This window comes from Roseateles sp. (genome assembly GCF_036404855.1).
GTDB lineage: Bacteria > Pseudomonadota > Gammaproteobacteria > Burkholderiales > Burkholderiaceae_C > Pelomonas.
The window spans coordinates 1-20,837 of the sequence record NZ_DASWYS010000268.1 but is presented as its reverse complement, the minus strand read 5'-3'; the positions used below and the strand labels follow the sequence as shown (position 1 = coordinate 20,837).

Genomic DNA, 20,837 nt, shown 5'->3' with positions numbered 1-20,837 from the left:
GTCCGACGCCTTGCTCAGTCCTCCAGCCCCAGGAAGCCGCCGCTCTGGTGCGCCCAGAGGCGCGCATAGATGCCGTTCTGCGCCAGCAATTCGGCGTGCGAGCCCTGCTCGACGATGCGGCCGGCATCCATGACGATGAGGCGGTCCAGCGCGGCGATGGTGGACAGGCGGTGGGCGATGGCCACCACCGTCTTGCCTTCCATCAGCGTGTAGAGGCTCTGCTGGATGGCTGCTTCGACCTCGCTGTCGAGCGCGCTCGTCGCCTCGTCCAGCAACAGGATGGGCGCGTCCTTCAGCATGACGCGGGCAATGGCGATGCGCTGGCGCTGACCGCCGCTGAGCTTGACGCCGCGCTCGCCAACGAAGGCCTCGAAGCCGGTGCGACCCTTGGGATCTGAAAGCGTCGCGATGAACTCGTCGGCATGCGCGCGCTCGGCGGCACGCGTCAGTTCTGCAGGGTCGGCGCCCGGACGGCCGTAGAGGATGTTGTCGGCCACCGAGCGGTGCAGCAGCGAGGTGTCCTGCGTGACCATGCCGATGTGCCGACGCAGCGAATCCTGCGTGACGCCGGCAATGTCCTGGCCATCGATGGTGATGCGCCCTCCGTTCTCGGGCAGGTCATAGAGGCGCAGCAGCAGGTTCACCAGCGTGCTCTTGCCGGCGCCGCTGCGGCCCACGAGCCCGATCTTCTCGCCCGGCCGGATGGTCAGGTCCAAGCCGTCGACGACGACCTTGCCGTTGGGGTAGGCGAAACGCAGGTTCTGGAAGCGAACCTCCCCTCGCGTCACGGTCAGCTCGGCCGCGTCGTTCGCGTCGGCGATTGCCTGCGGCTTGGACAGCGTGGCCAGGCCGTCCTGGACGGTACCGATGTGCTCGAAGAGCGACGCCATCTCCCACATCACCCAATGCGAGATGCCGTTCAGTCGCATCGCCATCGCGGTGGCCGCGGCGACGGCGCCGACACCGATGGCCGACACGCCCCAGAGCCACAGTGCCAGCAGCGCCGTGCTGCCCACGAGCAGCGCCGACAGCAGCGTGTTGACGACCTCGAAGCCGGTCACGAGGCGCATCTGGCCGTAGGCCGTCAGCATGAAGTCCTGCATGGCCGCCTTGGCGTAGCTGGCCTCGCGCCGGCCATGGGCGAAGAGCTTGACGGTGGCGATGTTGGTATAGGCGTCCGTGATGCGGCCCGTCATCAGGCTGCGCGCGTCGGCCTGGGCCTGAGCGATCTTGCCCAGCCGCGGCACGAAGAAGCGCAGCGCGAGCAGGTACAGGCCCAGCCAGGCGGCAAAGGGCAGCATCAGCCAGGCGTCGAAGCTGGCGACGATGCCGACCAAAGTGCCGAAGTAGACGGCCACGTAGACGAGGATGTCGACGACGATGAGCCAGGTGTCGCGCACGGCGAGCGCCGTCTGCATGACCTTGGTCGCAATGCGCCCCGCGAACTCGTCGCCGAAGAAGGCCAGGCTCTGCGACAGCATGCGGCGATGGAAGATCCAGCGCAGCCGCATCGGGAAGTTGCCGAACACGCCCTGGTACTTCAGCAGTGCCTGGGCGGACGCGAGCACGATGCTGGCGCCCAGTACGCCCAGCAGCATCAGCACGACGGGCTGGGGCTGGCTCCACAGCGCTGCCGGCTTGAGGGTGGACAGCCAGTCCACCAGCGAGGCCATCAGGCTGAACAGCAAGGCCTCGGCGGCTGCAATGCCGGCCGTGAACAGCATGACCGCGAACAGGTGGGGCCGCACGCCGTCGGCGCAGCGCCACAGGAAGGCGAAGAAGCGCGTCGGCGGGGCGGCGCCGGCGGTTTCGGGATAGGGGTCGACGAGGCGCTCGAAGCGCGAGGTCAGGGACTGGAACAACGACATCCGGCTAGTGTCGCCGGACATCGTTGTCGTCTCATGGCATCCACGCCGTCCGGCCCGTCAGCGACGGGGCGGCCTGCGCGCGCTCAAGTTCGATGGCCAGGCGCCACTCAGCGGCTGGCCGCCGAAGCCGGAGGCTGGGACACGGTGACGCCTGGCGACAGCGAGATCTCGTCGACCAGCGTGACACCGGTGACGAAATGGCGGGTCTCGCCAAAGCAGGAGGTCGGCAGGCCGACCTTTTCCTCATAGTGCAGGTTGACGCGCCGGCCCATCACCTTGTTGATGGCCTCGGCCGCAGCCTCGTCGTGCACGGTGAACTGGAACTTCTCGACGGTGCTGGAGCCGGGCAGCGACACCAGCGCCTGCTCACCCTCCCAGGTCTTGCAGATCCAGCCCTTGCGCGAGAACTTCTGCACCCAGCCGGCGCGCTCGCCGGACGCGTAGCTCCAGTGCCAGGCAAAGGCGAACCAGGCCGCCACGAGCAGCAGCAGGGCGACGAAGGACAGGATGAGCTTCAGGCGCATGGGGCGGACGTTGAATCCGGGAGCTGTGATTGTGCAGTCCTGCCGCAAATCCCATGCCCATCGCCGGCGGCATACGCCGCAAGCGGCTGTCGCGATGAAGAATTGCCGACCGCCCCTGCCGGGGCATGGGAAGGATGACGGGATGAGCTTGAAGAACACCAAGATCGCGACCTTGCTGATGCTGGGCTTCGCGGCTATGGGCCTGCTGATCGTGCTGATGGGCGCGCTCGCATGGGCCCGGCTCGGAGCGATGGACGCACAGTTCAAGCTGGCGATGGAGGACCGCTATCCCAAGGTCAAGGCGTTCGGCTCGATTCGCGACACGAACAACAACGTCGCACGTGCGCTGCGCAACCTGGTGCTGCTGGGCAGCAACGGCGACAAGGCCGCCATCGACGCCGAATACGCGGTCATCGATGCGGGCTCCAAGTCCACCGCCAAGACGCTGGAGCAGCTTGGCAAGATCATGACCACGGAGGCCGGCAAGGCCGGCCTGGCCAAGCTCAATGATGCGCGCGGGGGCTACCGCACCGTGCGCGACCAGATCATCAAACAACTCAAGGCCGGCGACGTCGCCGGTGCCACGCAGGGCCTACTGGTGGACCTGCCGCCCAAGCAGGCCGCCTACATGGGCGCGGTGGACGAACTGGTCGCGCTCGGCGACAAGCTGATGGCCCTGTCCACAGCGGCCGCCGAGGCCGAGGCGAGCAGCGCGCGCACCCAGGTGGTCGTGCTGGTGCTGGTGGCACTTGGCCTGGCGGGCTTCCTGAGCTGGTGGCTGATCCGCACGGTGACGGCCCCGCTGAACGAGGCGGTGCGGGTGGCCAGCGGTGTCGCGGCCGGCGACCTGGCGATGCACATCACCAGCGGCGGCAGCAACGAGACGGGCAAGCTGCTCACGGCGCTGCACGAGATGCAGGGCCGACTGGCATCCATCGTGCGCGAGGTGCGCGAAGGTGCCGAAGGTGTGGCGACCGCCTCGTCAGAGATCTCCTCGGGCAACCATGACCTGTCGGCGCGCACGGAGCAGCAGGCTTCGGCACTGGAGGAAACGGCCGCCTCGATGGAGGAGCTGGGCAGCACGGTGCGTGGCAACGCCGACAACGCGCAGCAGGCCAACCAGCTGGCGCTGGCCGCATCGGGCGTCGCGGTGCGCGGCGGCGAGGCGGTAGGCCAAGTCGTGCAGACCATGCGCGAGATCAGCGACAGCTCACGCAAGATCGCCGACATCATCGGCGTCATCGATGGCATCGCCTTCCAGACCAACATCCTGGCTCTGAATGCCGCCGTCGAGGCGGCGCGTGCCGGCGAGCAGGGCCGCGGCTTCGCGGTGGTCGCCAGCGAGGTGCGCACACTGGCCGGCCGCTCGGCCGAGGCCGCCAAGGAGATCAAGGCCCTGATCACCGCCAGCGTCGAGCGCGTGGAGCTGGGCAGCAGCCAGGTGGATGGCGCGGGCGCGACGATCAACGAGGTGGTCGCCTCGATCCGCCGCGTCACCGACATCATGGGCGAGATCAGTGCCGCCAGCCGCGAGCAAAGCTCCGGTGTGGCTCAGGTAGGCGAGGCCGTCACGCAGATGGACCGCGCCACGCAGGAGAACGCCGCGCTGGTGGAGGAATCCGCCGCCGCCGCGGAGAGCCTGAAGCAACAGGCCCAGCAGCTCGTTCAGTCGGTGGCGGTGTTCCGGCTGGCCTGATCGATGTCGGGGGCCGTCGCCTGATGGCGCTGTCGCCACGCACGCAGTTCGCGCCGGTACTCGTCCATCGCCAGGTCGTGGAGATCGAAGATGCAGGGGTCGCAGCCATTGCCGCAGCACGCCTCCAGGTCGGGCTGGGGCGGCGGCTGGGGCATGGGGTCGGGAACATCGGGCTCAGTCATCGCTAGCGATTCTGAGCCCACGCCACAAGCGCGTCACCGACGCGTGCGCGCCGCCGCCGACGCCCTCCCGTAGCCGCGTTGATGCCAGGCCGGGCGGTCCATCGGGATGCGTGCCGCCAGCGCATCACCCTCGGCCTCCAGCTCACGCAGGCACTGCAGCGCATGCTCGATGAAGGCGCGCACCTGCGGCATGCGGCGCGCGCGGCCCTTGAAGAGCAGGTTCACCGGCGGGCCGCCCAGCACGTCCCAGTCGCGCAGCACCGGCACGAGCCGCCCCGACTGCAGGTGCTGGCGCGTCGTCAGCTCCGTGAAGCGCCCGACGCCATGGCCCCCGATGACGAGGTCGAGGACGGACTCGCGTGAATTGCTGGACAGCCAGCCATGCACCGGCACCTCCAGCCGCGTGCCATCGCGCTCGAATTCCCACAGGTCGAGCAGCAGGCCGGCGGGATTGCGCAGCAGCAGGCAGTTGTGCTGCCCCAGCTCCGAGGGGTGCTCGGGCACGCCGTGGGCGGCCCAGTAGCCGGGCGCCGCCATGATCTGGCTGCACGCCCCGCCAAGCTGGCGGTGCACATAGTCCGGTGGCACCTCCGGCCAGCCGTGCAGCAGCAGCACGTCGGCTGCGGCGGCGTCCGCATCGCCGATGCGGTTGACCGTGCGGAAGTCGATCTCGATGTCCGGGTACCTCGCATGGAAACGCGGCAGCGACGGCAGCAGCACATGGTGGGCGAGCTGCGGATTGGCCGCCGCGACGAGCGTGCCGCCGACCCGCTCGACGGCCCCGCCGAGCCGGCGCTCGACCTGTCCCAGCGCCTCCAGCTCCTGCACTAGAGACCGGCACTGATCGAGGTACTCGCTGCCACTGGCCGTCAGCCGCACGCCCCGGGTGCCGCGCTCCAGCAGGGTCAAACCCAGCTCGCGCTCGAGGGCGCCAACCAGCTTCTGCACCGCCGGCACGCTGACCTCGAGACGCCGCGCCGCGCCGGCCAGGCTGCCCGTCTCGGCCGCGGCCAGGAAGTAGCGGATCGCCTTGAGCTTGTCCATGGCCGAAGTCTTGCCCTCCCGCTGCCGATTGGCATCAACCGAAAGTTAATGCCGGATGCAGCCCGGCGCGACTTCCCGGGCACTGACCGGCTTCCTACATTGAGGCCATCGCCACCCACCCGGAGCCCTCCATGAACAAGCGCCGCTTCCTGCTCGCCGCCGGGCTGGCGGGCCTCGGACTGCATGCCGCGGCACGGTCCGCCGCGGCGGACCCGCTGAAGGTCATCGTCGCGACGCCCGCTGGCGGCGCCTCCGACACGGCGGCCCGCATCGTCGCCCAGGCCCTGGCCAGCCAGTCGGGCCGCCAGGTCATGGTGGAAAACCGCCCTGGTGGCAACGGCGTGCCGGCCGTGCAGGCCTTGCTCACCGCCCCACCCGACGGCAAGACGCTGCTGTGGGCCTCGGGCTCCATGGCCGGCCTCCCCATCCTCGTTCGCTCTTCGCCGCTGAAGTCCATGAACGAGCTCACGCCGGTGGCGCCGGTGATGAATCTGGTCTACGGCCTGTTCGTGAACCCGCGCATCCCGGCCCGCACGGTCGAGGAGTTCGGTGCCTACCTCCGTGCCCACCCCGACCAGCTCAGCTACGCCACCGGCGTGCTCAGCGAGTACATGGCTGCCGTGGCGTACCTGCGTGCAGCCGGGGCACGCGCACTGCGCGTGCCCTACAAGGGCGGCGCGCAGCTGCTGCCCGACCTGATCGCCGGCGAGGTGCAGTTCAACATCGGCCCTCTCGCGCCGGCCCTGCCACATGTCAGGAGCGGCAGGCTCCGGCTGCTGGCGACGCTGCCGGACCGCAGCGAGGCGGTCCCTGACGTGCCGGCCATGGCCGAGGCGGGCCTCGCGGTGGAGGCCTTGCCGAGCTGGAACGGCCTCGTCGCGCCCCCGCATACGCCGCCCGACGTGGTGGCTCGCCTCGCCGAGGGGGTCAACCGTGTGCTGGCCGGGCCGGGGTTGCGGCACACGCTGGAGGCCCAGGGCCTGCGCGTCACCGGCGGCACGCCCGAGCAGCTGGCCGAGGCCATCGACACCGCCACCCAGACCTGGCGCCGGTTTGTGCGGGAGCACGACATTCCGCAGGAATGAGGGCGCCGCCCTGCAGACGGTGCCTCCGCCACTGACGCCGTTTTGTCACAAAAACCGGCACGCGTTCGGTTATGCTGCATCGCAACATTGCGACATCGCAATACCGCTTGTCTCCTCCACCGCCCCTGGGTGGATTTGGCCCTCTCCCGGTGGCTTGCCACCCGCAGAGGGCCTTTTTCTGTCCGGTCGGCCGGGAGGCCGCCTCAGTGCACGCCTGCCAGCAAGGCCGCGTTGCCGCCCGCCGCCGCCGTGTTGACCGTCAGCGTCTGCTCCGCCGCGAAGCGGTAGAGCTGGCGCACATGGCCGGCCGCGCAGACGAGGGGCAGGATGGCGCCGGGACGATCGGCCAGCGCCTGGGCCAACACATGGGCGGTGGCGGCGTCCGAGGACGCCAGGGCCACGCCGGCCAGCTGGGGCGCGGCGAGCAGGCCGGGCAGCGTCGCATCAGGAAGCAGGGTCAACGCATGGGTGGGCAGACCCGCGCGCAACAGCGCCTGGCGGGCGCGTTCATCGCCACCCAGCCAGATCGCGCTGTTGCCGGCCAGCAAGGCGCTGACGACTGCGGCCAGGCCGGCATCGGCACGGCCCAGCACGGCAAAGACGCCGCGGGCATGGTGGCGCAGCGTGTTGCTCTCGCCGGTGGGACCGGGGAGGGTCTGGTCCGCGAACAGGGTCTGGGCCGCGCTGAACAGGCCGCGCAGCGCATGGGCAACAGGCGCATCCAGCGTGTCGGCGGCGCGGCGCAGCGTGGCGATGCGCTCGGCCAGCGGCGCGTCGCGCCAGCCGGCGTCGGCGGCCACGGCCAGGGCGCCGGTGGCACGGCCGTCCAGGACCAGTGGCGGCAACGGAGCCTCGAGCTGCGGCTCGGCGCAGAAGCGGCGCAGATAGTTCGGTCCGCCGGCCTTGGGGCCCGTGCCCGACAGGCCTTCGCCACCGAAGGGCTGCACGCCCACCACGGCGCCGATGATGTTGCGGTTCACGTAGACGTTGCCGATGCGCGCCGTGTCGGCCAGGCGCTGGGAGCGGCTGTCGATGCGCGTCTGGATGCCCAGCGTCAGGCCATAGCCCAGCGCGTTGATCTCCTGGATGACGTCGTCGACCGAGTCCTCGAAGCGCACCACGTGAAGCACCGGGCCGAAGATCTCTTCGCCGAGGTGCGCGATGCGCGGCAGCTCGAATGCGACGGGGCGGATCTGGCGCGGCATGGCATCGGCCACGGGCGCCTCGGCCAGCAGCCTCGCGTCGCGCTTGAGGCGCTCGACATGCTGGCTGATGTTGGCATGGGCCTCATCGTCGATAACGGGGCCGACGTCGGTGGCGAGGTCGGCAGGCCGGCCGACATGCAGCTGTGCCAGCGCCCCACAGAGCATCTCGATGACGCCGTCGGCGATGCTGGACTGCACGCACAGCAGGCGCAGCGCCGAGCAGCGCTGGCCGGCCGAGCGGAAGGCGCTCTGCACCACCGCGTCGATGACCTGCTCGGGCAGGGCCGTGGAGTCCACCACCATGGCGTTCAGGCCGCCGGTTTCGGCGATCAGCGGGATGGGCGAGTTGGGTTTGGCGGCCAGGGCCTTGTTGATGATCTGGGCCACGGCCGTGGATCCGGTGAAGCAAACGCCGGCAGTGTGGGCATGCGCGACGAGGCCGGCGCCGACGGTTTCGCCTGCGCCGTGCAGCAGGGCCAGGGCGTCGGTCGGCACACCGGCATCGATCAGCAGCTCGACCAGCTTCAGCGCGACGTAGGGCGTCTGCTCGGCCGGCTTGGCGGCCACCGTGTTGCCCGCCACGAGCGCCGCGACCACCTGGCCCGCAAAGATGGCCAGCGGAAAGTTCCACGGGCTGATGCAGACGAAGACGCCGCGGCCTTGCATCAACGCCGCGTCGGCCTCAGCCTGATCCGCGTAGTAGCGCAGGAAGTCCACGGCCTCGCGGACCTCGGCGACGCAATCGGCCTGAGTCTTGAAGGCTTCCTTGACGAGCAACGCGCAGAACTCGGGCAGGCGCGCATCCAGCGCATCGCCGGCGCGGCGCAGAAGGGCAGCTCGCTGGCTGACGGGCGTGGCGTTCCAGCCGGCAAAGCCGGCCTGCAGGCGTTGCATGGCGGCGTCGACGTCCGCCGCCGTGGCCACGGCCACCTCGTGGACGAGTGTGGATTCCAGCGCGGCCTGCAATGGCGCGCGCTGCGTCGGCGCGGTCAGGTCGGCGCCCGTGGAGTTGGCACGGCCGCGCCCCTGCTCGTCGAGGTACAGGGCCGGCGGCAGGGGCAGCGCGCTGCTGTTGCGCAGCTCGGCCAGCGGCGAGCCCAGCAGCTCGGGCACCTGCACGCCGGGGTCGGCAAGCTGGTGCACGAACGATGAGTTGGCGCCGTTCTCCAGCAGCCGCCGCACAAGGTAGGCCAGCAGGTCGCGGTGCTCGCCCACGGGGGCGTAGACACGGCAGGGGATGCTGCCGTCCTTCAGCACTTCGCGGTAGACGCCTTCGCCCATGCCGTGCAGGCGCTGCATCTCGAATTGGGCGCCGGTGGCGCGCGCCATCTGCACGATGGCGGCGATGGTGCCGGCGTTGTGACTGGCGAACTGCGGGTAGATGACGTCGGCGTGCTGGATCAGCGCGCGGGCGCAAGCCAGGTAGCTGACGTCGGTGTGCTGCTTGTGGGTGAACACCGGGTAGGCGGCCAGTCCCAGCTCCTGGGCGCGCTTGATCTCGCCATCCCAGTACGCGCCCTTCACCAGGCGCACCATGAAGCGCAGGCCATGCTTGCGGGCGATGGCTGCCACCTCGTCGACGACCGCCAGCGCGCGCGTCTGGTAGGCCTGCACCGCGAGGCCGAAGCCGCGCCACTGCGGATAGACGATCGCGATCTTGGCCGCCAGCATGTCCAGCACGTCCAGCGACAGCTCCAGGCGGTCGACCTCCTCGGCATCGATGGTGAGGTTGATGTTGGCCTCGGCGGCCAGCTCGATGAGCCGCCACACGCGTGGCAGCAGCTCGGCGAAGACGCGCTCGCGCTGCAGCACCTCGTAGCGGCTGAAGAGGGCGCTGAGCTTGATGGAGATGCCGTCCGAACCCTCGGGCGACTCGGCGCGCCGGCCGGCGGCGATGGCCTGGATGGCACCAACGTAGGCCGCCTGGTAGCGCAGCGCGTCGTGCTCCGTGCGCGCGCCCTCGCCCAGCATGTCATAGCTGAAGCGCAGTTGCTTCTGCTGCTTGCGCGCGGCATCGGCTTCGCCCATGGCCTCCTGGATGTTGCGGCCCAGCACGAACTGGCGGCCCAGCAGCTGGATGGCACGCACGGTGGCCGCCACGACGGTCTGCGCGCCCAGGCGCTTGAACAGGCCGCCGTCATCGTCGGCACCGGGCAGGAAACGCTTGGACAGAGAGATGGCAGAGGCCGACAGTGCGGCCAGCATCTTGTGCGGACTGCCTTCGCTGGCGCCGTCGAAATCGGCGCGGCCCAATTGGTCAGCCGTCAGCGCGATGGCCGTCGGCGCGTCGGGCACGCGCAGCAGCGCTTCGGCCAGGCGCATCAGCGCCAGGCCCTCGGCGCTGGTGATGGGGTACTCCCGCAGCAGCGATTCCATCGCCCAGAACGGCGCTGGGTTGTTGCGCACCTGCTCCACCCAGGGGCCAGCGGTCGCGATGACGTCAGGCCAGTTCAGCGCGCCACCGACACGCTCGGCCAGGGCCTGCACAACGCCGGCTTCGGGCCGATAGGCCTCCGGCAGGCGGGGATGTTCAGGCGGTGCAACGAAGGGCGAGGACATGGCGTACTCCTGGTGAGATGCGGCAATGTATCCAGGGAGCTATTGGATTAAATTCCGAGAATCAAGTCATTGGTAGTGAAAAATCCTGATGAGCGACAGCCTCGACAAGATCGACGAACGCCTGCTGCGCGTGCTGCAGGCGGACGGGCGCATCTCCAACCTCAAACTGGCGGAGGCAGTGCATCTCTCGCCCACGGCCGTGCTGGAGCGCGTGAAGCGGCTAACGCGTGACGGCTACATCCTGGGCTATGAAGCCCGGCTGAACCCGGCCAAGCTGGGCGCGGCGATGCTGGTGTTCATCGAAGTGCATCTGGACCGTACCGTGCAGGACGTGATGGACACCTTCAAGGCCGCCGTGCAGGCCCGGCCCGAGATACTGGAATGCCACCTCGTCGCCGGCGGCTTCGACTACCTGCTGAAGACGCGGGTGCGGGACATGGGCGCCTACCGGGAATTCATCGGCAGCGTGATCTGGTCGCTGCCCGGGGTGCGGGAGACGCGAACCTATGCAGTGATGGAGGAAGTCAAGTCGACGAATGCCCTGCCGTTCTGAGGCCCGCCTTGTGATGGAATCCGCCCCCATGACTGCACGCCGTCCCACGCATTGGCGCGGCCTGACCGCGCTGCTGCTGGCCGCCCTGGCCCCGCTCGCCGCCGCGCAGCCCTTGACCAGCGCGATGGAGCCGCAGTTCGCCACCGTGGGGGTACCGCGCGACGTAGTGGGCAGTCTGGCCCAGGACAAGCAGGGCCTGATCTGGATCGGCACCAGTGACGGCCTGGCCCGCTTCGACGGCTACCGCCTGCGCCCCATCGAACGCGAAGGCGCCACGCCTGTGCAGCGCAACCTCGGCTGGGTGCGCTCGCTGGCGGCGGCGGCCGATGGCGGCATGTGGATCGGCACCGAGGTCAATGGCCTGGCGCGGTACGAGCCGGCCTTCGACCGCGTGCGCATGCTGGGCAGCGGCAGCGAGCGCCCCACGCCCATTCGCGCGCTGGCAGAGGATGACGCCGGTCGGGTCTGGATGGGCACATTGGGCCAGGGCCTGCTGCGCTTCGAGCCCAAGACCGGGCGCTTCGACCCGGAGCCCCTGATCGTGGACGGCGAACCGGAGCGCCGCGTGTTGGCGCTGACAGTGAGCAGCGACGGCACGCTGTGGGCCGGCCATTGGCGAGGCCTCGCCCATCGCGGCGCCAAGGGCGGTTGGACGCAGCTCGCGCTGCCTGAAGGTGCTACCGGCGTCAGCACCCTGCTGGAAGACCGCGCAGGCCGGCTCTGGTTCGGCAGCATGGACGGGCGCGTGGGCCGCATCGAGATCGACGGTCAGCCGCGCTGGCTGGCCGCGCGCTTCAAGGGCGGCGTGCAGGCACTGGCCCAGGGCGAGGACGGCACGATCTGGGCCGGCCTGACGGATGGCATCGCCTGGCTGGACGGCTCCAGCGGCGCGCTGGTACGCCAGCTGCGCCACAACCCCTACCTGCCCGGCGGGCTGGCCGGCAACGACGTCAACGTGCTGCTGCGTGACCAGACGGGCTCCATGTGGGTGGGCGGTTATGGCGTGGGTCTGCAGCGCCACCACCGGCACCCGGCACTGGCGGTGCGCGGCCCCGACGCCGATCCCGCCAGCCCGTTGGCCAGCAGCGACCTGCGCGGGCTGCTGCCCCGCCGCGATGGCCTGCTGATGGTGGCCACGCACAGCGGCCCCGTGGCCCTGTTGGACACGCAGCTGCAGACCGTGGGTCGCTGGCCGCGCGAGGCCGACACGCCGGTGGACAACCTCGCCGAGGGGCCCGACGGCAGCATCTGGCTGGTGGCCAACGGCCGCCTGGAGCGCCGCGAGCCGCGCAGCGCCCGCCTGCTCGCCAGCTGGCCGTTGGAGGGCGGCCGAGCCCACCGCGTGATGGTGCTGCCGACCGATGCGGGGGGCGAGGTCTGGGTGGGCATGCAGGACGGGCTCTATCGCCTGCCCTCGCCGCAGGCCGCGCGCGTTGAGCGTGCACGCCGCGCCGACGGCGAGCCGTTGCGAGGCGGCGTGCATGCGCTGCGCGCGGTGCCCGGCGGCGGCCAGCTCTGGGTAGGCGCGCTGGCCGGCCTGTTCCGCTGGGACGGTCAGCGACTCGTCGAGCTGCAGGGTGCGCCCGGCGAGGCGCTGGGCTTCCCCGCCGTGCTGGGCCTGCTGCTGACGCGCGATGGCAGCCTCTACGTGGACACGGCCGTCAGCGGCCTGCACCGGCTCAAGGGCTATGACGAACAGGGCCGCGCGCGCTTCGAGCGCATCAGCGAGCGCCTGGGCGCGCCGGGCCGGCCCTTCGGCGTCAACCTGCACGAAGACGGCAAGGGCCGGGTGTGGAGCCAGCAGTCCGTCTATGACCCGGCGGGCGATCGCCTCGACGAGCTCAGCGGCGCCGAAGGCCCACCCATGGGCACGCCGCGCTTCTTCGCCGACGCCGCCCTGCCCGACGGTCGCCTGCTGTTCTCCGGCAGCCGGGGTCTGCTCGTGGTGGAGCCGCTGGCCTTCGCGCCGTCGCGCTACGCGCCGCCGGTGGTCGTCAGCAGCCTGCGCCGCGACGGTCAGCCCTACCGCCCGGAACAGGATCTGAGCCAAGGCCTCAAGCTCCCGGCGGGCACGCGCAGCTTCGCCGTCGAGTTCGCCGCGCTGGACTACATCGACCCCGCCAAGCTGCACTACATGATGCGCCTGGACGGCTGGGACCCGCGCTGGGCGTTCACCGACGCCAGTGCCCGCTTCGCGAGCTACGGCGGTCTGTCGCCGGGCCACTACCGACTGGAGGTCTACGCCACCAACCACCACGGCGTATGGAGCGACCGGCCGCTGCTGCTCGACGTCGAGCTGCTGCCGGCCTGGTGGCAGACGCGCTGGGCCCAGGCCGGCGCGCTGCTGGCGCTGTTGGGCGGGGCCTGGGCGCTGCTGCGCTGGGGCGTGGCACGTCGCACGGCCCAGTTGGTTCGCCGCGAGGCGGCGCTGCAGGCCCTTGTGGAGCAGCGCACCGTGGAGCTGCGCGAGGCCAGCACCACCGACCCGCTGACCGGCCTGCGCAACCGCCGCTACCTGGACTCGCGCGTCGCCTCCGACCTGCAACTGTGCCTGCGCCACTACACGGAACCGCGTCGCAGCAACCCTGACGACGAAGCCGACCTGCTCGTCATGCTGATGGACATCGACCACTTCAAGCGCATCAACGACCGCTACGGCCACGCCGCAGGCGACAAGGTGCTGGTCGAGTTCGCGCGCCGGCTGCGCACGGTCTTCCGCGAGAGCGACGTGCTGGTGCGCTGGGGCGGCGAGGAGTTCCTGGCCTTGGCACGTGGCGGCGCGCGCAGTGGCGCGACCGAGCTGGCGGCGCGCTTCTGCGCCACGGTGCGCGAGCAGCCCTTCACGCTGCCCGACGGACGCACGCTGCCGGTCAGCGTGTCCATCGGCTTTGCCGTCTTCCCGCTCGACCCCGAGGCACCTCGCGTCTGGGACTGGGATGCCACGCTGAGCCTGGCCGACGCCGCCCTCTATGCCGCCAAGGCACAGGGCCGTGATGGCTACCTGGGCGCGCTGCGCGCCACCGGACTGAGGCCCGACGAGCTGGATCTGGACGCCGAGGCCTGGCCGCAGGAGCCGCGCCTGCAGGTGCGCGCAGCCGGCGGCGAAACGCGCAAGCTTGGCGCCCAGGACTCGCCCCCGCATCCGTCCTATGCCTGATCCGGCGGGCCCGGCCGCGCCGCCGGTGTGACGGTCTCCTTGTATTCCTTGACGAAATTCATGACCTGCGCGCGTTTCGCCTTGTCGTCTGCCTTCAGCGTCGCCACCAGCTTGTCATCCAGCCTCTTGCCATAGACGCCCAACGGCCTCGGAAAGTTCGGATCGACGAAGTAGCCGTTGAACGTGATGGGGCGTCCGGTCCCCTTGCCAAAGAACAAGAGGCCGAAACCCACCTGCCGCATGGAAATCTGCGTGCGGACGATCTGGTCGTAGACGTACGAGAACTCGTCCTCGAAGACCACACGCCTGGAACTGAAAGCCCCGAGCGGGGTGCCTCCCTCGGCGTCGTAGACATCGCCGGCGATGGCCAGTTCGCCATCGGAAAACGTGATGCTCAGGAGTGCGCCGTACTTGACTTTGGCACGCTCGCCCTCGGGCTGGTCGTGGACCACCTCCACCCAGATGCCTTCGACGAAGCGGTCACCCAGGATGGCGCGGCGCAGACTCGGGGCGCTGTCGATCAAGGCCGTCAGCACGATCTCGGAAAGGTGGATGATCAGGCCGACCGCCAGTAGACCGACGACGAATTGGATTTCCAGCGGGATGGTCTCCACGAAGCGATGCACCACCATGCCCAGCAAAATGGAGATGCTGGCGACAGAGGCCCTCCAGAACTCTCTCAGCTTTTGGAGTTTTCTCACTTCAGGTCCTTGCGTGAAAACGCCGGAAAGCCCCGCGCGGCGCCGGACGGGACCGGGCACGCCCGGGGGCATGCACATGGTCGTTCGGATCGGCAGCGCGCCTATCCGGGCTCTTCCCGACCTGCGGCCGCAGGCGCTCCACAAGTCTAGGGATGCGCGGTCACGCGCGTTCTGGCTGCCGGACCGCACCGCGGCGAGCCGGCGGCCCCAGACGCTGCGCGACCGCCTCCCGCAGTGCCGGCAACAGCTCTGCCTCGAACCACGGTCGGTCCCTCAGCCAGCCCTGGTTGCGTGGGCTCGGGTGGGGCAGCGGCAGCAGGCCCTGCGCAAGGTGTTCGCGCCAGCCCGCCACCAGCGTATCGACCGAAGCCCTGCGCTGCAGATGCCAGGCCAGCGCATACTGGCCAATGGCCAGGGTCAGCCCCACCTGGGGCAGGGCCGCCAGCACCCGCTGGCGCCACAGCGGCGCGCATTCCCGCCGCGGAGGAAGGTCACCCGACGCTGCCTTGCCGGGGAAGCACAGGCCCATCGGAAAGATGGCGAAGCAGGTCGGGTCGTAGAACGTCTCGCGCGACACACCCAGCCACTGACGAAGGCGATCGCCGCTGGCGTCATCAAAGGGGCGGCCCTTTTCGTGCGCGACGCGGCCCGGCGCCTGGCTGGCAATGAGGATGGGGGCACGCGAGTCGAGCTGGAAGATGGGCTTGGCGCCCAGGGGCAGGGCCGGTTCGCAAGCCGTGCAGGCGCGCAGCTCGGGGAGCAGGCACTGCAGCGTCACGGTCGAAGCGTCGCCTGTCTTCATGCGGATGCCGTTGCGCGGCCTGGCGCTCTCGACCTCACGCCCAGGAACTCCGGGTGACCCGCCCTGTCCCGTCGCAGCGAACGAAACGGCAGGCGCCGCTCATCCCACGTGCTTGCCAAAGAACCGCATCGCCCGGTCCCAGGCCCGCTGCGCCCAGGCCGCGTCGTACTGGGTCTGCGGGATGCGATGCGACCCCTGGGCAGTCTCGTTGGCGAAGGCATGGTGGGCCAGGTAGCGGTGGCCTTCGTAGGCCACGCCGGCTTCGGCGAACTTGATCTCCAGGTCGTCGACGCCCGCAATGGGGAAGAACTCGTCCTGCGTGGCCCAGTGGGCCTGCAGCGGGATCCTGATCTTGCCAGCGTCCACATATGCGAGTGGCGGCATGCCGTACCAGACGACGGCCGCATCAGCCTCGGGCACCAGCGTCGAGGCCAGCACCGTCAGCGCGCCGCCCATGCAGTAGCCAGTGACGCCCACCTTGCCGCTGCCGAGCTTCAGGGCCTTCAGGTAGTTCACGGCGCCGCGCACGTCCTGCGACGCGGCATCGCCGAAGTTCAGGTCCGTCATCAGGTGATGCGCTTCCTCGGCCTCGACGGTGCGCTTGCCGCGGTAGAGGTCCGGCACCAGCGCCGTGAAGCCGGCGCTGGCGAATCGATCGGCCACGCCGCGGATCTGGTCGTTCAGGCCCCACCATTCCTGAATGACCACCACCGCACCCAGCGGCTGGTTGGCCTCGGCGAGATAGCCCGACAGAGGGCCGCCATCGGGGCGCTGAAAGTGGATGTTCTGAGCCATGGTGAGTTCCTTGCGGTCGGTGTGGAGGCCCATCCTGCCGCATTTGCCACGGGTTTTCCCGCGCGGGGGGACAATGCGGGCTCGCCATGAAGATCGAACACATCGTTTCCACCCGCCTGCCCACGCCCTATGGGGAGTTCGTCATCCACGGCTTTCGCGAGAGCAACAGCGGTCAGGAGCATGTGGTGCTGAGCCTCGGCGACCTGGCCGGGCAGCCCGGGGAGGAGGCGCCGCTGGTGCGCGTTCACTCCGAGTGCATGACGGGCGAAGTCTTCGGCTCGCTGCGCTGCGACTGCCGGCCCCAGTTGGAGAGCGCGATGAAGCGCATCGCCGCCCAAGGTCGTGGCGCCATCGTCTACATGCGCGGGCACGAAGGTCGGGGCATCGGCCTGGTGCAGAAGCTGCGTGCCTATGCCGAGCAGGATGCTGGCAAGGACACCATCGAGGCCAATGCCGCCTTGGGCCTGCCCATTGACGCGCGCCGCTACGACGCCGCCGCCTGCATGCTGCGAGCCCTGGGCGTGAACCGCATCCGGCTGCTGACCAACAACCCGCTGAAGATGGCAGCGCTGGCCGAGTTCGGCATCGAAGTGGTGGAGCGCGAGGCCTCGTTGACCCGCCCCGGCCCCGAGAACGAGCGCTATCTGCGGACCAAGGCCGAGTCCATGGGCCACCACGACCTGGGCCATCTGTTCGAGTGAACACGAAGGCCCCGCGCGGCCTCCAGGCCGGGCGGGGCAAGGATGCCGGCGCCTGAGATCAGCGCTGCTTGCTGCCTTGCTGGCCGGACTTGCCGGGCTGCGGGCTCTGGTGGTCGCGGCCGGCGGACGAACCGCCCTGCTGCGGGGTGTCACGGCCCGTACCGGACTGGCTCTGCTGGCCGGGATTCTGGTCGCGGCCCTGGCCGCCCTGCTGGATGTTCTGCTGACTGCCGTGCGGCTGCTTGTCACCGGATTGACGTGGGTTGGACATGAGGGTTCCTTCACAGAAGATGAGGCCGCGCACCGCGCGCTGCCACACTGCCAACCTTAGGCCGCCGGGGGTGAGCGCCTGTAGGAGAAGGCGCCGCTTGCACTGCTGAATTGCAAGCTACGGCGACGAGCTGTGCTGTTAGGGATTCAAGACGCCTGATCTGAAACCGGACGTGGTCGCCCGCCAGTCCGCCGCAAGGCTGGCGACAGCGGAGCTTCATGCTGCGGTGACACTGGCCTCTTAGCCTGCGCAGCCCACCATGCACGCCCGCCGCTTCTTCCCCCGCCCCGCCGTCGAGGCCACGTTCAATCGCTGGGATTGGGCGCTGCTGCCGCTCGTTCTGGCCGTCCTGAGCCTGCTGGGCCTTGCGGCCTCCCAGATGACCCGGCCCTTCCATCTCGGCGAGCCGCTGCCGCTGACGCTGGACGTCGCCTACCTGCCCTACTACCTGCTGCGCACGACGCTGCGCATGTTCATCGCGCTCGCGGCCTCAGTCGTGTTCGCCTGCGTGTTCGCCGTGCTGGCGGCCAAGGTGCGCGCGGCCGAGAAGGTGCTGGTGCCGCTGCTGGACATCCTGCAGTCCATTCCCATCCTGGGCTTCCAGGCGATTGCCGTTGCGCCCTTCATCGCGCTGTTCCCGGGCAACCTGCTGGGCGTGGAACTGGCAGCACTGTTCGCCATCTTCACGTCGCAGGCCTGGAACATGGCCTTCAGCCTCTATCAGTCGCTGCGCACGGTGCCTGCCGAGCTGCAGGAAGCGGCGCGCATCTTCCAGCTGTCGGGCTGGCAGCGCTTCTGGCGGCTGGAGCTGCCATTCGCGATGCCAGGCCTGCTGTGGAACATGATGATGAGCATGAGCGGCGGCTGGTTCTTCGTCGTCGCCGCGGAGGCCATCTCGGTGGCCGGCCAGGACATCAAGCTGCCCGGTGTGGGCTCCTACATCGCCGTCGCCATCGAGGCCCGCGACCTGGGCGCCATCGGCTGGGCCATCCTCGGCATGCTGATCGGCATCCTGCTGTACGACCAGCTGTTCTTCAGGCCATTGCTGGCCTGGGCCGACCGCTTCCGCTTCGAGGAGTCCGGCAGCGAGCATGCGCCGCAGTCATGGCTGCTGACCTGGCTGCGTCGCACCGAGCTGCTGCAAAGGCTCGGAACGTGGCCGGGCCGCTGGATCACCGCCAGCTTCGCGCCGCTGAAGCTGCGCCACGACGGCCGCTCCATCCGCGCCCGGCCCCGCCCACCCAACCCACTGTGGGCACGCGCCTGGGACGCGGTGGTCGCCGCCCTCGTGCTCTTCGCCGTCTGGCGGCTGGTGAGCTTCATCCACACCGAGGTCGGTTGGGGCGAAGCGGCGCACGTCTTTCGCCTCGGCTTCTACACGCTGGCGCGCGTGCTGCTGCTGATCGCGGTCGCGTCGCTGATCTGGGTGCCCATCGGCGTATGGATCGGCCTGAACCCGCGCATCGCCGGCCGCGTACAGGCCATCGCGCAGTTCCTCGCCGCCTTCCCGTCCAACCTGGTGTTCCCCGTGGCGGTGCTCGTCATCGTCAAGTACCGGCTCGACCCCGACCTGTGGCTGTCGCCCCTCATCATTCTTGGCACGCAGTGGTACCTGCTCTTCAACGTCGTGGCCGGTGCCTCCACCATCCCGACCGAGCTGCGCCTGGCCGCTCAGAACCTGGGGCTCAAGGGCTGGCTGGCCTGGCGGCGCTACCTGCTGCCGGCCATCTTCCCGAGCTTCGTCACCGGCGCCATCACGGCCAGCGGCGGCTCCTGGAACGCCAGCATCGTGGCCGAGTACGTGACCTGGGGCGACACGAAGCTGCAGGCCGCGGGCCTGGGCAGCTACATCCAGCAAATGACGACCGCGGGCGACTTCCCGCGAATCGCCTTGGGCATCGGCGTCATGTGCGTGTTCGTGATGGCGCTCAACCACTGGGTGTGGCGCAGGCTGTACCGCATCGCGGAAGAAAGGATGCACTTCTGATGGACCGCTTGATCGAACTGAAGGACGTCGCCAAAGGCTTCAAGTCCGCCGACGGCAGCCTGCGCACGGTGCTGGAACGCGTGGACTTCACGCTGGCCAGGGGCGAGATCGTTGCGCTGCTGGGCCAGTCGGGCTCGGGCAAGAGCACCCTGCTGCGCATCATGGCCGGCCTGATCCCGGCCGACGCCGGCGACGTGCACTACTGCGGCCAACCCCTGTTCGGGCCAGCCCAGGGCATCGCCATGGTGTTCCAGAGCTTCGCGTTGTTCCCCTGGCTGACCGTGCAGCAGAACGTCGAGCTGGGCCTGGAGGCGGCCGGTGTCGGAACGGCCGAGCGCGCCCAGCGCGCGGCGGCCGCCATCGAATTGATCGGCCTGGCGGGCTTCGAGGGCGCCTTGCCGCGCGAGCTGTCGGGCGGCATGCGCCAGCGCGTGGGCCTGGCACGGGCCCTGGTCATGCAGCCGGCCGTGCTGCTGATGGACGAGGCCTTCTCGGCGCTGGACGTGCTGACCGGCGAGCGGCTGCGCAACGAGATCCTGGCGCTGTGGGACGGCGGCCAGATGCCCACCCAGGCCATGCTGGTGGTGTCGCACAACATCGAGGAGGCCGTCATGATGGCCGACCGCGTGCTGATCTTCGCCAGCAACCCGGGCCGGGTGCGCGCCGAGCTGCCCATCACGCTGCCGCGCCCGCGCCGCGCCGACAGCGCCGAGGTGCGGCTGCTCATCGACGAGGTCTACAAGCTGATGACCAGCGCCACGCCCCAGGGCGGGGTCCCGGGCGCCGCCGAGGAGCCGCCCAGGCCCCACCTGTCCGACCGCCTGCCCGAGGCCGAGGTAGGCCGCATGGAGAGCCTGCTGGAACTGCTGGCCGACGAGCCCTTCAACGGTCGCGCCGACCTGCCGCAGCTGGTGGAGGAGAGCGAACTCACCGACGAGGCCGTGCTGCCGCTGGCCGATGCACTGCACCGCCTGGATCTGGCCCAGCTCAGCGGCGGCGACCTGTTGATGACACCGCTGGGCCACCGCTACGTCGAGGGCAGCCATGAGTTCCGTCGCCAGATCTTCGGCCAACAGTTGCTGGCGCATGTTCCGCTGGCTGCCTTCATCCGGCACAGCCTGGAGCAGGAGGCTCATGGCGAGCTGAAGGAAGAGCCCTTCCTGAAACTGCTGATGGACAGCATGGACACGGCCGAGGCCGAGCGTGTGCTGCGCGTCGCCATCGAATGGGCGCGTTATGGCGAGGTCTTCGAGTACGACTTCCACACCGGGCTGATCCACCTGCCTGAGGCCGGCGAGGACTGAGCGCAGCAGCTTGTCAGGCCTGGGCGCAGCGGGCCACGGTATCCAGCGTACGCGTCGTGATGGCCTTGCCGAAGGCCTTCTCCAGCAGCCGCATGAAGGCCGGTCCCTTGTCGTTGGGCACGTAGACGCAGAAGACCTCGCCGCCGCGGCGCTCGAGCACGCTGGCATCGTCCAGCGTGAGGGGCAGCTGAACCTCGGCCACCGCATCGGGCTCGCGCAGAAAGGTCACGACGCACTTGCCGCCCGGGGGCAGCTTGTGCTGCGCGAAGGGCCGCGCGTCGAGCAGGCGCTGCAGATGCGTGATGCTGCGCACGATGGTCGCGAACCGATAGCCGGCCCCCTCCAGCATCGCGGCCTCGACGCGCTTCTGCAGCAACGCCGCAGAAGTGGCGCGGGGCGTGGA

At 69.7% G+C, this 20,837-nt stretch carries 17 protein-coding genes; 7 read left to right on the top strand and 10 right to left on the bottom strand.

Annotation, left to right across the window (positions count from 1 at the left end; genetic code table 11):
• Positions 1-14: 14 nt before the first annotated feature.
• Together VGF12_RS17610 and VGF12_RS17605 are read right to left on the bottom strand one after the other, a co-directional pair.
• Positions 15-1,889, bottom strand: a complete 1,875-nt coding sequence (locus VGF12_RS17610; protein WP_414710128.1) for an ABC transporter ATP-binding protein — start codon at positions 1,887-1,889, stop codon at positions 15-17.
• 86 nt (positions 1,890-1,975) lie between these two features.
• Positions 1,976-2,392 carry a hypothetical protein gene (locus VGF12_RS17605; protein WP_331177345.1) on the bottom strand — a complete coding sequence of 139 codons (417 nt, stop codon included), beginning with the start codon at positions 2,390-2,392 and terminating at the stop codon, positions 1,976-1,978.
• Positions 2,393-2,534: 142 nt separating this feature from the next.
• Between VGF12_RS17605 and VGF12_RS17600 the strand changes: the two genes are divergently transcribed.
• On the top strand, positions 2,535-4,088 hold the full coding sequence (locus VGF12_RS17600; protein ID WP_331177344.1) for a methyl-accepting chemotaxis protein: 1,554 nt from the start codon (positions 2,535-2,537) through the stop codon (positions 4,086-4,088).
• Here VGF12_RS17600 and VGF12_RS17595 read toward each other — a convergent pair.
• Together VGF12_RS17595 and VGF12_RS17590 are read right to left on the bottom strand one after the other, a co-directional pair.
• Positions 4,058-4,270, bottom strand: coding sequence for an oxidoreductase-like domain-containing protein (locus tag VGF12_RS17595; RefSeq protein WP_331177343.1), 213 nt, complete (start codon positions 4,268-4,270; stop codon positions 4,058-4,060). The two genes, VGF12_RS17600 and VGF12_RS17595, sit on opposite strands and share 31 nt — an antisense overlap.
• 33 nt (positions 4,271-4,303) lie before the next feature.
• Positions 4,304-5,314 carry a LysR family transcriptional regulator gene (locus tag VGF12_RS17590; RefSeq protein ID WP_331177342.1) on the bottom strand — a complete coding sequence of 337 codons (1,011 nt, stop codon included), beginning with the start codon at positions 5,312-5,314 and terminating at the stop codon, positions 4,304-4,306.
• Between the two features lie 131 nt (positions 5,315-5,445).
• On the opposite strand from VGF12_RS17590, the gene VGF12_RS17585 reads away from it, so the two are divergent.
• The gene (locus VGF12_RS17585; RefSeq protein ID WP_331177341.1) at positions 5,446-6,399 is read left to right on the top strand and encodes a tripartite tricarboxylate transporter substrate binding protein; all 954 of its coding nucleotides are present in this window, start codon (positions 5,446-5,448) and stop codon (positions 6,397-6,399) included.
• A gap of 203 nt (positions 6,400-6,602) precedes the next feature.
• On the opposite strand, the gene VGF12_RS17580 is transcribed toward VGF12_RS17585, so the two are convergent.
• Positions 6,603-10,163 carry an L-glutamate gamma-semialdehyde dehydrogenase gene (locus tag VGF12_RS17580; protein WP_414710127.1) on the bottom strand — a complete coding sequence of 1,187 codons (3,561 nt, stop codon included), beginning with the start codon at positions 10,161-10,163 and terminating at the stop codon, positions 6,603-6,605.
• A gap of 88 nt (positions 10,164-10,251) precedes the next feature.
• On the opposite strand from VGF12_RS17580, the gene VGF12_RS17575 reads away from it, so the two are divergent.
• Positions 10,252-10,716 (top strand): Lrp/AsnC ligand binding domain-containing protein, encoded by a 465-nt coding sequence (locus VGF12_RS17575; RefSeq protein WP_331177340.1) that lies wholly within the window; start codon positions 10,252-10,254, stop codon positions 10,714-10,716.
• 28 nt (positions 10,717-10,744) lie between these two features.
• Positions 10,745-13,873 carry a diguanylate cyclase gene (locus tag VGF12_RS17570; protein WP_331177339.1) on the top strand — a complete coding sequence of 1,043 codons (3,129 nt, stop codon included), beginning with the start codon at positions 10,745-10,747 and terminating at the stop codon, positions 13,871-13,873.
• Here VGF12_RS17570 and VGF12_RS17565 read toward each other — a convergent pair.
• From VGF12_RS17565 to VGF12_RS17555, 3 genes are all read right to left on the bottom strand, one after another.
• Entirely contained in the window at positions 13,864-14,646 is a 783-nt protein-coding gene (locus tag VGF12_RS17565) for a hypothetical protein (protein WP_331177338.1), read from the bottom strand. The two genes, VGF12_RS17570 and VGF12_RS17565, sit on opposite strands and share 10 nt — an antisense overlap.
• Positions 14,647-14,734: 88 nt before the next feature.
• Positions 14,735-15,376 (bottom strand): uracil-DNA glycosylase family protein, encoded by a 642-nt coding sequence (locus VGF12_RS17560; RefSeq protein ID WP_331177337.1) that lies wholly within the window; start codon positions 15,374-15,376, stop codon positions 14,735-14,737.
• Positions 15,377-15,475: 99 nt separating this feature from the next.
• On the bottom strand, positions 15,476-16,171 hold the full coding sequence (locus VGF12_RS17555) for a dienelactone hydrolase family protein (RefSeq protein WP_331177336.1): 696 nt from the start codon (positions 16,169-16,171) through the stop codon (positions 15,476-15,478).
• A gap of 86 nt (positions 16,172-16,257) precedes the next feature.
• On the opposite strand from VGF12_RS17555, the gene ribA reads away from it, so the two are divergent.
• Positions 16,258-16,872 carry a GTP cyclohydrolase II gene (gene ribA / locus VGF12_RS17550; RefSeq protein WP_331177335.1) on the top strand — a complete coding sequence of 205 codons (615 nt, stop codon included), beginning with the start codon at positions 16,258-16,260 and terminating at the stop codon, positions 16,870-16,872.
• A gap of 58 nt (positions 16,873-16,930) precedes the next feature.
• On the opposite strand, the gene VGF12_RS17545 is transcribed toward ribA, so the two are convergent.
• The gene (locus tag VGF12_RS17545) at positions 16,931-17,143 is read right to left on the bottom strand and encodes a hypothetical protein (RefSeq protein WP_331177334.1); all 213 of its coding nucleotides are present in this window, start codon (positions 17,141-17,143) and stop codon (positions 16,931-16,933) included.
• A gap of 259 nt (positions 17,144-17,402) precedes the next feature.
• On the opposite strand from VGF12_RS17545, the gene VGF12_RS17540 reads away from it, so the two are divergent.
• Both VGF12_RS17540 and VGF12_RS17535 read left to right on the top strand, forming a co-directional pair.
• Complete coding sequence (locus tag VGF12_RS17540; RefSeq protein ID WP_331177333.1) at positions 17,403-19,130, top strand: ABC transporter permease subunit; 1,728 nt, start codon at positions 17,403-17,405, stop codon at positions 19,128-19,130.
• Positions 19,130-20,434 (top strand): nitrate/sulfonate/bicarbonate ABC transporter ATP-binding protein, encoded by a 1,305-nt coding sequence (locus VGF12_RS17535; RefSeq protein ID WP_414710126.1) that lies wholly within the window; start codon positions 19,130-19,132, stop codon positions 20,432-20,434. Before VGF12_RS17540 ends, VGF12_RS17535 begins: the two co-directional genes overlap by 1 nt.
• A gap of 13 nt (positions 20,435-20,447) precedes the next feature.
• On the opposite strand, the gene VGF12_RS17530 is transcribed toward VGF12_RS17535, so the two are convergent.
• Positions 20,448-20,837: DUF1697 domain-containing protein (locus tag VGF12_RS17530; RefSeq protein WP_331177332.1), on the bottom strand; the 390-nt coding region annotated here is incomplete at its 5' end.

Coding starts and splice junctions, on each gene's coding strand:
- VGF12_RS17575 (WP_331177340.1), top strand. CDS start 10,252: ATGAGCGACAGCCTCGACAAGATCGACGAACGCCTGCTGCGCGTGCTG.
- VGF12_RS17540 (WP_331177333.1), top strand. CDS start 17,403: ATGCACGCCCGCCGCTTCTTCCCCCGCCCCGCCGTCGAGGCCACGTTC.
- VGF12_RS17580 (WP_414710127.1), bottom strand. CDS start 10,163: ATGTCCTCGCCCTTCGTTGCACCGCCTGAACATCCCCGCCTGCCGGAG.
- VGF12_RS17555 (WP_331177336.1), bottom strand. CDS start 16,171: ATGGCTCAGAACATCCACTTTCAGCGCCCCGATGGCGGCCCTCTGTCG.
- VGF12_RS17600 (WP_331177344.1), top strand. CDS start 2,535: ATGAGCTTGAAGAACACCAAGATCGCGACCTTGCTGATGCTGGGCTTC.
- VGF12_RS17590 (WP_331177342.1), bottom strand. CDS start 5,314: ATGGACAAGCTCAAGGCGATCCGCTACTTCCTGGCCGCGGCCGAGACG.
- VGF12_RS17595 (WP_331177343.1), bottom strand. CDS start 4,270: ATGACTGAGCCCGATGTTCCCGACCCCATGCCCCAGCCGCCGCCCCAG.
- VGF12_RS17610 (WP_414710128.1), bottom strand. CDS start 1,889: ATGTCCGGCGACACTAGCCGGATGTCGTTGTTCCAGTCCCTGACCTCG.
- ribA (WP_331177335.1), top strand. CDS start 16,258: ATGAAGATCGAACACATCGTTTCCACCCGCCTGCCCACGCCCTATGGG.
- VGF12_RS17545 (WP_331177334.1), bottom strand. CDS start 17,143: ATGTCCAACCCACGTCAATCCGGTGACAAGCAGCCGCACGGCAGTCAG.
- VGF12_RS17565 (WP_331177338.1), bottom strand. CDS start 14,646: ATGCCCCCGGGCGTGCCCGGTCCCGTCCGGCGCCGCGCGGGGCTTTCC.
- VGF12_RS17605 (WP_331177345.1), bottom strand. CDS start 2,392: ATGCGCCTGAAGCTCATCCTGTCCTTCGTCGCCCTGCTGCTGCTCGTG.
- VGF12_RS17570 (WP_331177339.1), top strand. CDS start 10,745: ATGACTGCACGCCGTCCCACGCATTGGCGCGGCCTGACCGCGCTGCTG.
- VGF12_RS17585 (WP_331177341.1), top strand. CDS start 5,446: ATGAACAAGCGCCGCTTCCTGCTCGCCGCCGGGCTGGCGGGCCTCGGA.
- VGF12_RS17560 (WP_331177337.1), bottom strand. CDS start 15,376: ATGAAGACAGGCGACGCTTCGACCGTGACGCTGCAGTGCCTGCTCCCC.
- VGF12_RS17535 (WP_414710126.1), top strand. CDS start 19,130: ATGGACCGCTTGATCGAACTGAAGGACGTCGCCAAAGGCTTCAAGTCC.